General features: G+C 73.4%; 14 protein-coding genes. 6 read left to right on the top strand and 8 right to left on the bottom strand.

Features of this window, described 5'->3' with window-relative positions:
* Positions 1–157 precede the first annotated feature (157 nt).
* The 6 genes from OG710_RS25655 to OG710_RS25630 all read left to right on the top strand — a co-directional run bounded on the left by OG710_RS25655 (position 158) and on the right by OG710_RS25630 (position 6740).
* Positions 158–568, top strand: a complete 411-nt coding sequence (locus OG710_RS25655) for a cobalamin B12-binding domain-containing protein (RefSeq protein WP_330241428.1) — start codon at positions 158–160, stop codon at positions 566–568.
* Positions 565–2949 carry an amino acid--tRNA ligase-related protein gene (locus OG710_RS25650; RefSeq protein ID WP_330241427.1) on the top strand — a complete coding sequence of 795 codons (2385 nt, stop codon included), beginning with the start codon at positions 565–567 and terminating at the stop codon, positions 2947–2949. The genes OG710_RS25655 and OG710_RS25650 overlap by 4 nt, the downstream gene beginning before the upstream one ends.
* A complete protein-coding gene (locus tag OG710_RS25645) occupies positions 2946–4223 on the top strand; it encodes a glutamate synthase-related protein (RefSeq protein WP_330241426.1) in 1278 nt (425 codons plus the stop codon). Before OG710_RS25650 ends, OG710_RS25645 begins: the two co-directional genes overlap by 4 nt.
* Positions 4220–4603: a hypothetical protein gene (locus OG710_RS25640; protein WP_330241425.1), complete on the top strand. Its 384-nt coding sequence runs from the start codon at positions 4220–4222 to the stop codon at positions 4601–4603. Before OG710_RS25645 ends, OG710_RS25640 begins: the two co-directional genes overlap by 4 nt.
* Before the next feature lie 75 nt (positions 4604–4678).
* Complete coding sequence (locus tag OG710_RS25635; RefSeq protein ID WP_111339042.1) at positions 4679–5968, top strand: MFS transporter; 1290 nt, start codon at positions 4679–4681, stop codon at positions 5966–5968.
* A gap of 7 nt (positions 5969–5975) precedes the next feature.
* The gene (locus OG710_RS25630; protein ID WP_111339041.1) at positions 5976–6740 is read left to right on the top strand and encodes a 4'-phosphopantetheinyl transferase family protein; all 765 of its coding nucleotides are present in this window, start codon (positions 5976–5978) and stop codon (positions 6738–6740) included.
* A gap of 48 nt (positions 6741–6788) precedes the next feature.
* Here OG710_RS25630 and OG710_RS25625 read toward each other — a convergent pair whose 3' ends face one another.
* The 8 genes from OG710_RS25625 to OG710_RS25590 all read right to left on the bottom strand — a co-directional run bounded on the left by OG710_RS25625 (position 6789) and on the right by OG710_RS25590 (position 14348).
* Complete coding sequence (locus tag OG710_RS25625; RefSeq protein WP_111339040.1) at positions 6789–7394, bottom strand: class F sortase; 606 nt, start codon at positions 7392–7394, stop codon at positions 6789–6791.
* Between the two features lie 49 nt (positions 7395–7443).
* Positions 7444–8109: a hypothetical protein gene (locus tag OG710_RS25620; RefSeq protein ID WP_330241424.1), complete on the bottom strand. Its 666-nt coding sequence runs from the start codon at positions 8107–8109 to the stop codon at positions 7444–7446.
* 182 nt (positions 8110–8291) lie between these two features.
* Entirely contained in the window at positions 8292–8888 is a 597-nt protein-coding gene (locus tag OG710_RS25615) for a hypothetical protein (RefSeq protein ID WP_330241423.1), read from the bottom strand.
* Between the two features lie 14 nt (positions 8889–8902).
* On the bottom strand, positions 8903–10066 hold the full coding sequence (locus tag OG710_RS25610) for an ROK family glucokinase (RefSeq protein ID WP_330241422.1): 1164 nt from the start codon (positions 10064–10066) through the stop codon (positions 8903–8905).
* 121 nt (positions 10067–10187) lie between these two features.
* Entirely contained in the window at positions 10188–11027 is an 840-nt protein-coding gene (locus OG710_RS25605) for an ATP-binding cassette domain-containing protein (RefSeq protein WP_330241421.1), read from the bottom strand.
* Positions 10994–12040 (bottom strand): ABC transporter permease, encoded by a 1047-nt coding sequence (locus tag OG710_RS25600; RefSeq protein WP_330241420.1) that lies wholly within the window; start codon positions 12038–12040, stop codon positions 10994–10996. The genes OG710_RS25605 and OG710_RS25600 overlap by 34 nt, the downstream gene beginning before the upstream one ends.
* The gene (locus OG710_RS25595; protein WP_443064295.1) at positions 12037–13050 is read right to left on the bottom strand and encodes a sugar ABC transporter substrate-binding protein; all 1014 of its coding nucleotides are present in this window, start codon (positions 13048–13050) and stop codon (positions 12037–12039) included. The genes OG710_RS25600 and OG710_RS25595 overlap by 4 nt, the downstream gene beginning before the upstream one ends.
* A gap of 122 nt (positions 13051–13172) precedes the next feature.
* Entirely contained in the window at positions 13173–14348 is a 1176-nt protein-coding gene (locus OG710_RS25590; RefSeq protein WP_330241418.1) for a cytochrome P450 family protein, read from the bottom strand.
* Between the last annotated feature and the right edge of the window lie 21 nt (positions 14349–14369).

Raw genomic sequence — 14369 nt, 5'->3', positions numbered from 1 at the left:
CACTCTGCGGAGCGCGGCCTTTTCGCATGCCCTCCCCGAATACGGCCGGCCATGATTTCCGGGCCTTCTCGGAGGGAATTTCGGGGCCGGAAACTGCCGCCGGTTACTGCCGCTCGACTTCCGCCGGGAAAACATTTCCGCACATAGCATCGAAGGCATGAAGATACTCCTGAGCGGAACCGCTTCGGACTCCCACACCTGGAATCTCGTCTATCTCGGGCTGTTCCTGGAGGAGCGGGGGCACGACGTCGTCGCGCTGGGCCCCTGTGTGAGTCCCCGGCTGCTCACGGCCGCCTGTCGCCGGCATGCCCCCGACGCGGTCGTGCTCAGCAGCGTCAACGGCCACGGCCACCGCGACGCCCTCGCCGCCGTGCGCGCGCTGCGCGCCGAACCGGAGCTGGCCGCGCTGCCGGTGGCGGTCGGCGGCAAGCTGGGCACCGCCGGCGGCTCCGGCGAGGCGGAGGCGGACCGGCTGCGCGCGGCGGGCTGCGACGCCGTCCTGGGCGACGGGGCCGCCGACCTGGAGGCCCTGTGCGTCTTCCTCGCCGCGCACCGGGTGGTGGCATGACCCCCGCCGACACCCCCCGCCCCGCAGCCGTCGGCGCTCCCCGCATCCTCACCGCCGGCGCCCCCCGCCCCTTCGGCGCGTTCGTCGCGGACGCCGCCGCCTCCGGACGGCTGGTCGTCCAGCCCCGCATGGGCTTCGCCGACCCGCGCACCATGCGCGCCGGACTGGAGCGGACCAGAAACGCCACCGCGACCACCGCGGGCACCCTCACCATCGACAGCTACACCCGCGTCGGTGACCTCGCCGGGGCACGCGCCGCGCTCGCGGAGGGGGCCGGGCTCAACGGCTACCCGATCGCCGCGCATCCGCTCGCCGTCACCCGCGCCCTGCTCGACGGCGTCCACGACGCCGGCTTCCCCGTCCAGGTCCGGCACGGCTCCGCCCGGCCGCAGGCCATCATCCGGGCCCTGGTCGCCGCCGGCCTGGACGCCACCGAGGGCGGGCCGGTCTCCTACTGCCTGCCCTACGGCCGCACCCCGCTGCGCGAGTCCGTCGCCGCCTGGGCGCAGGGGTGCGAACTGCTCGCCGCGAGCGCGCGCCCCGGCTCCGTCCCGCATCTGGAGAGCTTCGGCGGCTGTCTGCTCGGCCAGCTCTGCCCGCCCGGTCTGCTCGTCGCGACGAGCCTGCTGGAGTGCCTGTTCTTCGCCCAGCACGGCCTGCGCAGCGTTTCGCTGAGCTACGCGCAGCAGACCGATCCGGGCCAGGACGAGGAGGCGATACGGGCGCTGCGCCGGCTGGCCGCCGAGTTCCTGCCCGCGGGCGTGGACCACCATGTCGTCCTCTACACCTACATGGGCGTCTACCCGCGCACCGAACGCGGCGCGACCCGGCTGCTCGAAGCGTCCGCGCGGCTGGCGGTCCGGGCCGGGGCGGACCGGCTCCTGGTGAAGACGACCGCCGAGTCACGCCGTATCCCGACCGTCGGGGAGAACGTCCGCGCTCTGGAGACCGCCGCCGCGGCCGCCGCGCTCGCCGGTCCGCCGGAGCCGGGCGGCCCGGACGACTCGGAGGTCTACCTGGAGGCCCGGACGCTGGTGGAGGCCGTCCTCGGGGTGTGCCCCGAGCTGGCCCGCGCGCTGCCCGCCGCCTTCGCACGCGGGCTGCTGGACGTGCCGTTCTGCCTGCACCCCGACAACGCCGGCCGCTCCCGCAGCGTCATCGGCGCGGACGGGCGGCTGCGCTGGTCGGACACGGGCGCGATGCCGATCCGCCCCGACGCCCCGTCCGGTGCCGCGCCGCTCACCGCGAACGGCCTGCTCACCGCGCTGCACCACATGGCCGACCGCTACGACAGACCACCGCCCGACCCCGTACCCGTCCACCGGCCGACCGCCCCCGCCGTCCCGTCGCACCGCCACCACGAACAGGAGCCCGTCATGGACCACGCCCCGCAGCCCGCAGGCCCCGCGCTGCCGCCCCCGCTCGGTGAGCACCTGCGCTCCCCGCAGTTGCGCGCCGCCATGCTCGTCCAGCAGGAGGCGCTGCGGGCGGCCCGCGACCATCTGCGGGAGTCCGGCTTCGTCGAGCTGCTGCCCCCGCTGGTGGGGCCCGTCACCGATCCGGGCGGCCGGGGCGCGAAGGCCCTGGACGTCGACTACTACGGGCGCCCGTACAAGCTGATGACCAGCGCCATCCTCTACAAGCAGGCGTCGCTGCACGGCTTCCCGAAGCTGTTCTACATCGCGCCCAACGTCCGGGTGGAGCCGGAGGAGACCGCCACCACCGGGCGCCATCTCGTCGAGTTCCACCAGATCGACGTCGAGATCGCCGACGCGAGCCGCGAGGACGCCCAGGAGGTCGCCGCCGGGCTGCTCACGCGCGTCGCCGAGCACGTGTGGAGCGCCGTGCCCGATCTGCTCACCGGACTGGGCCGCCAGGAGGCCGACTTCGCGGATGTGCGCGGCGGCAAGTACGACGTGTGCACCCATCAGGAGGCCGTCGCCCGGCTGCAGGCCGCCGGGCATCCGCAGAACCCCGGCAGCGAGATCGACTGGACCGGTGAGCGCCTCCTCTCGCTGGAGAGCGACCGGCCGTTCTTCATCAACGACTATCCCAAGGGCTCGCGCGGCTTCTACGATCGCGAGGACCCCGAACGCCCCGGCGTGCTGCGCAACTTCGACCTCATCGCCCCGCACGGCTACGGCGAGCTGGTCTCCGGCAGCGAGCGCGAGTCCGACTACGCGACCATCGTCACCCGGATGCGGGAGAGCGGCGAGAACCCGGCCAAGTACGCCTGGTACCTCAAGGAGGCCCGCGAGGGCATCCCGGCCAGCGCCGGCTTCGGCATGGGCCTCCAGCGGCTCGTCCGCTTCCTCACCGGCCTCGACGCCCTGTGGCAGGTCAGCGCCTACCCGAAGCTCCCCGGCGTGGTGGCCCCGTGAGCGCCCTCGGCGCGGCCGGCTTCCCCGAGCGCGAGATCCGCGCCCGCGCCCGGCGCGGCACCGCCGAAGTGTTCCCCGACCCCGGCTCGTACGGTGCCGAACTGTTCGGCCCCGGCGATACGGCCGGCGGCGACGCGCTGGACCGGGCCAGGATCGTACCGCCGGTCTTCATGCCGGAGCGGCTGGAGAAGCTCATCGACCTGGCCCGCGAGCCGGAGTCCGGCGATGTGGACCTGACGGCCCGGGTCGGCGGGTTCACCGCCGCGCTCCCGCTGTACCTGTCGGCCTTCGGCTCGACCCGGGCGGGCAGCGGCGACCTCGCCGTCCAGGCGTCCAGGCAGGCCGGCCGCCTCGGCATCCCGATGGTCATCGGCGAGAACATGGTCCCCGTCCACGGCTACCGGCGCGGCGGGGACAGCGCCCGCTCCGCGCTCCTGGCCCGTATCGACGCGTATCTCGAAGCGGCGCCCGAGGGGGTCGGCGGCATCGTCGTCCAGCAGTCCACCGAGGACGCCGACTCGGAGGTCTGGAACCTCCTCTACAGCGACCCCGCCACCCGGCCGCTCCTCGAATCGGGGCGTCTGGGCTTCGAGTTGAAGACCGGTCAGGGCGCGAAACCCGGCCTCGGCGGCATGACCGTCGTCTCCGGCGAGGAGGCGGAGCAGCTGGCGGCCCGGTTCACGGTCACCGAGGTGTTCGGCGAGGGCGACGGCCGGCGGCTGCGCTGTGCCACGCCCGGCACGTTCACGGACGAGATCCTGCGCCAGCAACTGCGGTTCATGCGGAACAACTTCCCCAGGGCCCGTACATGGGTGAAGTTCCATCCGGGTCGTGACATCGGGGACGCCGCGCGCACCGCGTGGGGCGCGGGGGCGGACGCCGTCACCGTGGACGGCGCGGAGGGCGGCACGGGCTGGGCGCCCCGCGTCTTCCTCGACCAGGTCGGCCTGCCGCTCGCGGAGTGCCTGCGCCGTGTGGGCCGGCCCGAGGGCTGTCTGCTCGCCAGTGGCCGGATGTGGGAGGGCGGACGTGTGCTGCGCACCCTCGCGCTGGGGGCCGGGGCGGCCGGTCTCGGCAGGGCCGCCCTGATCGCGGTGGACGAGGACCCGGAGCACGGTCTGATCCGCCTCGCCGACAGCATCGCCCTCGAACTGCGGTTGCTGACAAGCGCGTTGGGCAAGTACGCGGTGGCGGCGCTGGCCCCGGACGACCTGTGGTGGCCCGGCGCGGCCCCGCTGCCGGCGGGCCCGGCCGCGGTGGGAGCCACCCCGTGAACGCCCGCCCGCGCCGTGGCCGCGCGGCCATGGGCGCCCCGGTCCGGGACGGGCTGCGGCGCGATGCCGTACGGGCCCGCTTCCTGGTCCGGGAGGCGCCCGGTGTCACCGTCACGTCGCCCGGCACGGGTCCGCCCGGCGCGGAGGACCGGGGCCCGCTCGCGGACGCCGCCCGGCTGGGCGCCCAACGGGCCCTCGCCGAGGCGGGCCGGGGCTATCTCGGCGGCTGCCTGGAACTGCGTACCCGGGGCCGCGTCCGCGGCGAGCGCGCCGGGCGGGCCCTGCGCCGGGCGGTGGTGCGCGCCGCCGCACTGGCCGTCGCGGCGGCACTGCGCGGCGAGACCACCGCCGTACACGTCCCGGCGGGGCGCCACCGCTAGGGGATGTCCGAGAGTCCCGCCCGCAGGAAGCCCTTCCCACCACTTCGAGCCCACTCCCCCAGGAAGTCGAGTCCCATGACTACGCATTCCACCGCCCCGTCGCCCGAGGCGGGGCCGGCGCCCGACTGGCGGCGCATCGGCAGTTTCGTCACCGGGCAGGCCGCCGTGCAGTGCGGCAGCTTCGCCCTGATCATCGCCATGAACTGGACCGCCGTGCAGTTGGGCGGCCGGTCCGCGGTCACCTGCGTGATCCTCGCCTCCACGCTGCCGCGCGCCCTGATGCTGCTGTTCGGCGGCGCGCTCGCCGACACGCTCGGCCCGCGCGCGGTCGTGCTCCGGGCGACCGCGACCCGGCTCGCCGTCCTGGCCGTCGGTGCCCTGATCACGGCGGGCGCCGACAGTCTCTGGCCGCTGGTCGCGGTCGCCGTGGTCGAGGGCTCGCTCCTCGGCCTGACCGGGCCGGCGTCGGGCGTGCTGCTCACCCGGCTGGCGCCGCAGGAGCATCTGGGCCGCGCCAACTCGCTGTTCGCCATGGTGATGCGGCTGGCGCCGATCGCCGGATCACCGCTGGGAGCCTGGCTGGTCGTGGCGGGCGGACTGTCCGGGGCCATGCTGGTGTCGGCGGCCGGCTGCGCCGTCTGGCTGGTCTGCGCGTTCCATGTGACGCGCGGCATGGGCCGGCCCGAACGCGGCGACGGTCCCGGCCCGTCGCTGTTCCGGCGCTCCGGTGACGGGCTCCTGCTGCTGGGCGGCCATCCCCGGCTGCGCTGGATGTTCATCGCCTGCTTCTGCATGGACTTCGCGTTCCTGTGGCCGGCCGAGGTCGCGCTGCCGCTGCGTGCCTCCGGCGAGGGCTGGGGCATCGGGGCGGTCGCGGCGGCGCTGTCGGCGTTCAGTGTCGGGGCCCTGGTGTCGGCGGCGGCCGGGGCCGCGCTCGCGCACCGCATCCCGGTCCCGGTGAAGCTCGTCGTCACCGGCACCGGGCTGGCGGTGGGCCTGGGCGCCATGGCGCTGATGCCGTCGCCGCCCGTCCTCGCGGTCACGGCGGGCGCGGTCGGCCTCTGCTCGGGGATGAACGGCCCGGCGCTGGTCACCGCGTACCAGCAGGCCGTGCCGGAGGGGAAGCTCGGCGCCGCGATGTCGACGTTCTCGCTCTCCAGCATCGGGGCCGCGCCGCTGTCCCTGGCCGTCTTCAGTTCGCTGTCCGCCCCGCTGGGCGTGACCGGCACCTGGCTGCTGTGCGCGGGTGTCGCGCTGTTCTCGCCCGTCGCCGCGACGCTCGCCCTGCGCGCGCCCATCACGCGGAAGGCCCCCGCCGCGACGGGGGCGTCCGCCGCCCCCGAGCCCACCGCAACCGCCGTGTGAGGCAGACATGTCCCTGCTGGAACCCAGTCCGTCACCCGCTCTCGACTCCCTGCTCCTGCCCACCGCGCTCCCCCCGCTGCCCGCCGCGCTGCCCCCGCCGGCGGAACCGGGGCCCGGCGGTCCGCGCCTGTGGCTGGTGGCCACCGCCGCGCACGAGGAGAGCGCCGCCCGCTACGCCCCGCTCGTCCTGGCTCCGGCGGAGCTGGCGCGCGCCGAGGAGTTCCGCCGCCCCACCGACCGCGCCACGTATCTGTGCGCCCATGTCGGGCTGCGCCGGGTCCTCGGCAGCCATCTGGGCGTCGCGCCCCGCACGGTCTCGGTGGTCCGGGCCCCCTGTCCGTGCTGCGGGGAGCCGCACGGGCGGCCCGTGCTGCCGGGCGAGCCGCTGCACTTCTCGCTGTCGCACTGCGAGGGGCTGAGCCTGATCGCGGTCGCCGCCGCGCCGGTCGGCGTGGACGTCGAGCCGGTGCCGGGCGCGCAGACGCTGACCGAGGCCGCCGATGTGGTCCATCCGCTGGAGGCGGCGGAGCTGGCCGCGCTGGCGCCCGAGGCCCGGCCGGCCGCGTTCGCCCGGGTGTGGACGCGGAAGGAGGCGTATCTGAAGGGCCTCGGCATCGGCCTGGGCGCCGATCCGTCCACGGAGTACGTGGGCGCGGGCCCGGTACCGGCGGCCCCGGCCGGCTGGCTGCTCGCGGACATCGCCGCCCCGCCCGGCCACCGGGCGGCGGTGGCGGTCCGGCGGATCGGTGGCGTCGGGGCGGGCCCGGACTGAGCGGCGGCCCGGCCGGGCGGGCGCGGGCGGGGCGCGGGCGCGGGCGCGTCAGACCTTCTGCTTCTTCAGGGAGGTGAGATGGGCGAAGACGACGACGTTGGCGGAGTAGCCGTTCTTCTTGTCGAAGCGCCCGCCGCAGGTCATCAGCCTGAGCTCCGGGCGGCCGGTGGTGCCGTACACCTTGTCGTCGGGGAACGTGTCCTTCTTGTACGTCTCGACCGCGTCGACCGTGAAGACGGCGGTCTGCCGGTCGGCGCGGGTGACCTTGACCTTGTCGCCCCGGTGCAGGGCGTTCAGGTTGAGGAAGATCGCGGGGCCGGTCTCCGTGTCGCGGTGGCCGACGATCAGGGAGGTGCCCTTCTCGCCGGGCGAGGGCCCGTCGCGGTACCAGCCCACTTCGCGGGGCCTGCTCATCGGCGGGGCGCCGAGGCGTCCCTTCTTGTCGAGCCCGAGGCCGGTGACCGGGGCCTCGATGAAGATGGCGGGTACCGCGATCTTCACCGGCCGCGACGGGGACAGCGGGGCGTGCGAGACCGGCCGGTCGCCGCCGCCCGCGGCGTCGTTGCCGTGGGCGGCGGCGACCGCATCGTCGGGCGAGTCGGAACTCGCCCAGACGATGCCGCTCACCAGCGAGAAGGTCACACACAGTGTCATCGTGAGACGACACGCCCGGCTCGGGCCCCGTCGGCGTCTTCTGCGCGGGTTATGCCTCGTTGCGGGCACGGCGGCGTGCGGCTCGGCGGACCATGATCAGCCCGGCGGCTCCGGCGGCCCCGGCCGCGAGGGCGGCGGTGGTGCCGATGTTGAAGTCGCTCTCGGAGCTGACGCTCTCCATGTCCGGGACGCCGCCGCCACCGGCCGGCACCCCGCCGGACGGCTGCCGGTAGTCGGTCTCGGCGCCCGAGGCGGACGAGCCGCGCTCGTTGTTCTGCGAGCCGTTGTTGGTGGCCGGCTTGGTGCAGTCGACCTTGAACGCCTTGTTCTTCGGGCCGGACGGAACGATCCACACCAGCTGGTACGTGCCCTCGGGGAGCAGGTACTCCTGGCTGCGGGCCGAGCCGTTGACCAGGGGCAGGGTGCTGGCCAGGGTGTCGCCCGGCGGAACGGTCGGCGGCTGCGCGGTGATGGTCCACGGGACGGCCGGCATGTCGCCGAAGTTGCTGGCCTGGAGGACGAACTTGCAGACCTCGTTGCCGTCGCCGCCGCGGGCCGCCCAGCCGCCCGGACGGATGTCGATGTCGCCGCTGTCGCCGGGGGCGGCGTAGGCGGCGGACGCCCCGGCCACCGTGGCCGCGGCGAGGGCGACCGCGGCGGCCGCGACGGCGCCCGCGCGGGCACTGCGGGAACGGAGGGAAGCGGACATGCGCATGCTGAACTCCTTCGAGCCGGGATGATTGTCGTACTGATCAATCGATCGCCTAAGAAATGCCATGGCTCTGGGGATAAATGCGGCGTAACACTCGGGAAAGTGCGATAAGTACCCTGATCAGCCGATAGCGCTCCGGCCCGGAGTTCCCCCGTGGAGCGGCTCCGTGAGGCGCCCGGCCGGGGTCAGGGTGTCGCGGCGGAGACCACGTAGACGACGGGGGAACTCGGGTCCGTCATGTCCACCGTGATGTCCTGCGTGGGGCGCGGGTCCTTGTTGGTGTGGGTGGTGCCCGCCCAGGAGACGCCCTCGCCGAAGTACCAGCCGGCGATGCGGGTGTCGCGTTCGCCGATGGTGACCTTGCCCTGCTCCAGGGCGGCGCGGCCGGAGCCCAGGTCGGTCAGGAAGGCGTCCAGGCCGTTGGACGTCGTGCGGAAACGCACGTACATCCGGCTGACCTTCCAGTTGTTCGTCTCGTAGTACTCCACCTCGGTCGCGTAACCGGGGATCGGCACCTCGAAGATGCGGCGCAGCATCCGCGAGGGCCAGCCGGGCCGCAGCCCCTGGGCGGCGGCCTCGGCGGCCTTGTCCTGGCCGGAGCGGCGGCTCTGGCCCGCCGAGATCAGCAGATAGCCGGCCGGGATGCCGATCAGCAGCACGATGATCGTCGCCGTGATCAGACGGCGGCGGATCAGATGACGGCGGGTCTCGGGCTGCGGTCCGCCGCCCTCGTCCGGCGGCGTGGACTGGCGCGGCAGGACGGGGTGCTCGGCTGCGGTCATCGGTGTGGGAGTCCCTAAGAGGTGCGGGTGCTGCGGTTGCTGCGGAGGGTGCTCGCCGCCTGGTCGTAGATCTGCGCGTACCGCTCGTACCGCTCGACGCGGCGGCGGTTGGTGCGGCGGAAGCGGCGGGCGACCAGCCGGGCGAGGTCCGCCGCGCCGACCATACCGGCCTCCGGGCCCAGCTGGGCCTTGGCGATCGTGGCCTCGGGGCGGTAGCCGCGCCCGGTGAGGTGGCGCTTGAAGGCGTCCCTGGCCGGCCCGATCAGCAGATCGTCGGCCGCGCTGACACCGCCGCCGATGACGAAGCAGGAGGGGTCCAGGGCGGCGGCCAGATTGGCCAGCCCGACGCCGAGCCACTGGCCGATGTCCTGGAGCAGCTCGACGCACATCGCGTCGCCCTCGCGGGCCAGTTCGGTGATGAGCGGTCCGGTGATGTCGGGGACGTGGCCCTTGACGCGCTCGATGATCTGGTGGGCCACCGGCGAGTCGGCGGCGGCCAGCTCCCGCGCCTCGCGGACGAGGGCGTTGCCGGAGCTGTACTGCTCCCAGCAGCCCCGGTTGCCGCACGGGCAGCGGTGGCCGCCGGGCACGACCTGCATATGGCCGAACTCACCGGCGACGCCGTACTTGCCGCGCTTGACCCGGCCGTCCTCCAGGATGGCGCCGCCGATGCCGGTGCCCAGCGTGATCATCACGAGGTGGTCCTCGCCGCGCCCGGCGCCGAAGCGCCACTCGGCCCAGGCCGCGGTGTTGGCGTCGTTGTCGACCATGACGGGGACGACGAGCCGGGAGGCCAGGGAGTCGCGCAGGGGTTCGTCGCGCCAGGCCAGGTGCGGGGCGAACAGCACCTTGGAGCGGTCCGCGTCCACCCAGCCGGCCGCGCCGATGCCCACGGCGTGCACGTCGTGCCGGTCGGAGAGGTCCAGGACCAGTTCGACGATGGTGTCCTCGACGACCTTGGGGCTCTTGGACTTGTCCGGGGTCTCGGTGCGCACGGTCTCCAGGATCGTGCCGTCGGCGTCCACGACGCCGGCCATCACCTTGGTCCCGCCGATGTCGATGCCGACCGTGGGGACGCGGGGCGCCGTGAGGTGGGAGCGTCTTTCGCGGGTTCCCACGGTACGCAGGACGGTCGCGCGGGCGGAGCCGCGGTGTGCGAAGTCGCGGTACGTGCTCATCGTCCCCGGATGGATCGGTGTGACCGGGAGGGGGTGTCCCGGTGGCGGACGGCGCCCGTCCGTCCCGATTCTGCCATTGCCGGGAGGGCGGGGCCGTCGTCCGGGGCGGCGGGCGGGCCCGTTACGGCGTAGCGGCGGGGCCCGGTCCGGAGGCGCGGCGCAGCTCGTGGCTCAGCTCCTCCAGGTCGCTGCCGCCCGCCATCTGCCGGGTCAGTTCGTCCAGGTCGATGCTCTCCTTGGTGTGGCTGCCGGCCATCGCGCCGCGCTTGAGCAGGACGAACCGGTCGCCGACGAGGTACGCGTGGTGCGGGTTGTGCGTGATGAGGACCACGCCGAGGCCGGCGTCGCGGGCGGCCGCGATGTACTTCAGGACGACCCCGGACTGCTTGACGCCCAGCGCGGCCGTCGGCTCGTCCAGGACGAGGACCTTCGCCCCGAAGTGGACGGCGCGCGCGATGGCGACGCACTGGCGTTCGCCGCCGGACAGGGTGCCGATGGGCTGGTCCACGTCGCGCAGGTCGATGCCCATGCGGAGCAGCGCCGAGCGGGTCGTCTCGCGCATCAGCCCGACGTCGAGCCGCTTGAAGGGGCCGGCGCCCGTCGTCGGCTCGGAGCCGAGGAAGAAGTTGCGCCAGACCGGCATCAGGGGGACGACGGCGAGGTCCTGGTAGACGGTGGCGATGCCCCGGTCCAGGGCGTCGCGCGGGTTGGCGAGGGTGGTCTCCTCGCCGTCCACGAGGAACCGTCCGGCGTCGTGCCGGTGCAGCCCGGCGATGATCTTGATGAGGGTGGACTTGCCGGCCCCGTTGTCGCCGAGCACGCAGGAGATCTCGCCCGCGTGCACCTCCAGCGACACTCCTTCGAGGGCCTTGATGTTGCCGTAGTACTTGGCCACGCCGTCCAGTTCGACGAGGGCCTTGGGGGCCGTCATTTCGTCGCCTCCGCGCGCTTGCGTACCCATGCGTTGAGCAGGGTGGCCAGGAGCAGCATCGCTCCCAGGAAGAACTTGAACCAGTCGGGGTTCCATTCCGCGTACACGATGCCCTTGCTGGTCATGCCGAAGATGAAGGCGCCGACCGCGGAGCCGATCGCGGAGCCGTAGCCGCCGGTGATCAGGCAGCCGCCGATGACGGCGGCGATGATGTAGATCAGCTCGTTGCCGACGCCCTCGCCGGACTGCACCATGTCGTAGCTGAACAGCAGGTGCTGGCCGGAGACCCAGGCGGCGAAGGCGACGCCGAGGTAGAGCCCGATCTTGGTGCGGACGACGGGGACGCCGACCGCGCGGGCCGCGTCGGCGCCGCCGCCCACGGCGAAGATCCAGTTGCCGAAGCGGGTGCGGAGCAGAATCCAGGTGGCGACGGCGACCAGGACCGCCCACCACAGCAGGGTCACCTTGAGCTCGACGCCGCCGACGGTCCAGTAGGAGGCGAAGAGCTTGCGCGCGGAGGGGAAGCCCTCCATGTTGCCGATGGTCTTGGTCGAGACGGTGCCGCTGATCAGCTTGGTGAAGCCCAGGTTCAGGCCGGTCAGCATCAGGAACGTGCCCAGCGTGATGATGAAGCTGGGCAGTTTCGTACGGGTCAGCATGAAGCCGTTGAAGGCGCCGATGGCGAGCGTGACCAGCAGCGACACGAAGACGCCGACCCAGACGTTGGCGGTCATCTGGTAGCTGAACATCGAGGAGACCAGCGCGGATGTGGTGACCATCACGCCGGCGGACAGGTCGAACTCGCCGCCGATCATCAGCAGGGCGACCGGTGCCGCCATGATCCCGATGGTGGAGGCCGCGTACAGCACGGTTCCGAAGCTGGTGGCGCGCAGGAAGCTGTCGGCGACGATCGCGAAGAAGAGGAAGACGGCGAGCGCGCCGACGACCGAGCCCAGTTCGGGGCGGCCGAGCAGCTTGCGCAGCGGCGAGGTGCGCAGCAGCCGTTCGTCCACGACGGCGGACGATCCGGCCCCGGCGGTCATCGGGTGCCCCGGTCGGCGTACTCGGCGAGCTGGGCGGCGTCCTTCGCGGTGACGATCTGCGGGCCGGTGAGGACCGGGCGGCCGCCGCCGAGGACGTTGCGGTTGTAGCGGTAGAGCCAGAGCAGGTCCACGGCCTCGTAGCCCTGGAGGTAGGGCTGCTGGTCGACGGCGAAGCCGAGCGTCTTGGCCCGGAGGGCGGCGGCGACGGCGGGGTTCAGGTCGAAGGTGTCGATCTCGGCCTTGCTGCCCGCGGTCTTCTTGGCCTTGACGGCGGCGTCCGCGAAGGGGGCGCCGAGGGTGACGACCGCGTCGATGTCCTGGTCGGACTGGAGCTTGGCCTCGATGGACGCCTGGACGTCGGGCATGTTGGTGCCCTCCACGTACAGGTTCTGCATCTTCCCGTCGAAGGTCTTCCTGGCTCCGGCGCAGCGCTGCTCGTGGCCCACGTTGCCCTGTTCGTGCAGGATGCACAGGGCCTTCTTGCGGCCCCGCCGGTTCAGTTCCTCGCCGACCGCCTCACCGGCGATGGTCTCGTCCTGGCCGATGTGGGTGAGCGCGCCGAACTCCTTGGACTCGGCGGAGCCGGAGTTGACGGTGATCACGGGGATGCCGGCGCGGACGGCCTTGGCGACGACGTCCTTCATGGCGCCGGGCTTGGCGAGCGTGACGATCAGCCCGTCGACCTTCTTGTCGATGGCCGCCTGGACGAGCTGGGCCTGCTGCTGGCCCTCGGCGTCGTGCGTGTACAGGAAGTTGATGTTGTCCTTCTTGGCCGCCGTCTCGGCGCCCTTCTGGACGATGTCCCAGAAGGTGTCGCCGTCGCCCGAGTGGGTGACCATGGCGAAGGTCCAGCGGGGCGTGTTCACCGCGGCCCGGCCTTCGGCCGCGGCCTTGGCCGCACGCTCCTCCGCCCGCTTGCCGCCGGTGCTGCTGCATCCCATGAGGGACACCCCCAGCACCGCCGCAAGCACGGCGCCCATCGCACGTACCCCTGTCCGAACCCTTGCCACGACGCCGTGCCCTTCTTGTGCTGCTCGCTGTGCTGCCGGTGGTACCGGGGCCCGTGGTCCCGGTCCGGCTGGGCAAGTATCCCCGAGCCCGAGCCGCCGTCACGCGCAGGGGCGCGCGCCGCTCACCAGCGTACGGGCAGCCGGCGCACCCCGCGGATGAGTGTGCCGGGCAGCCAGTCGAAGGGAGCGGCGTCCGGGTCGGCGGCCAGACCGGGGCAGCGGTCCAGCAGGGTACGGATGGCGATGCGGCCCTCCATCCGGGCCAGCGGCGCGCCCATGCAGAAGTGGATGCCGTGTCCGAAGGCGAGGTGGCCGCGGGTGTCGCGGCGGATGTCGAAGCGGTCGGGCTCCGGGTAGCGGGCCGGGTCGCGGTCGGAGCTCGCGAGGGAGATGAGGACGGGGTCGCCGGTCTCGATGGTCCGGGAGCCGATCTCGACCCGTTCCCGGGCGAACCGGAAGGTGGCCGTCTCCACCGGTCCGTCGTAGCGCAGCATCTCCTCGACCGCGCCGTCGAGCAGCGCCGGGTCGGCGCGGAGCGCGGCGAGCTGGTCGGGGTGGTCGAGGAGGGCGCGGACGCCGTTGGAGATCAGGTTGACCGTCGTCTCGTGTCCGGCGACGAGCAGCAGGAAGGCCATGCCGACCAGCTCGTCGGGCGAGAGGGCGTCGTCGTCCTCGTCGCGGGCGGCGATCAGGGCGCTGAGCAGGTCGTCGCCGGGCGAGCGGCGCTTGTCCCGGATCAGCTCGGCGAGGTAGCCGCCCATGGCGCGGACCGCCTCGCCCTCCTCGGCCGGGTCGGCCGGGGCGACGACTCCGTTGGAGAGCTTGCGGAAGGCGGACCGGTCCAGGTCGGGCACGCCGATCAGTTCGCAGATGACGGTCATCGGGAGCGGGAAGGCGAACGCGTCCACCAGGTCGGCGCGGCCTTCCGGGAGCATCACGTCGAGCAGTTCGTCGGTGATCTCCTGGACCCTGGGGCGCAGCGCCTCGATGCGGCGCGCGGTGAAGGCGCGGGCGACGAGCTTGCGCAGCCGGGTGTGGTCGGGGGCGTCCATCTCCAGCATGTTGGCGTTGATCGGGTCGCCGCCCATTTCGCCGGGCAGCGCCCGCCAGTCCTTGCCGAAGCGCGGGTCGGCGAGGGCGGCGCGGCTCTCCTCGTAGCCGACGACCAGCCAGACGCGGTCGAAGTCGTCGGTACGGATGGTGTGCACCGGACCGGTCGCGCGCATGCGCGCGTAGTACGGATACGGGTTCGCGGTGAACTCCGTCAACCCCCGCAGATCCAAGTCGACTTCGGACATGGGCCGCCCCTCCCGGTCGCA

It is taken from the genome of Streptomyces sp. NBC_00525, assembly GCF_036346595.1.
Taxonomy (GTDB): domain Bacteria; phylum Actinomycetota; class Actinomycetes; order Streptomycetales; family Streptomycetaceae; genus Streptomyces.
The sequence above is the reverse complement of the archived record's forward strand: the minus strand, read 5'-3'. Positions and strand labels throughout refer to the sequence as shown.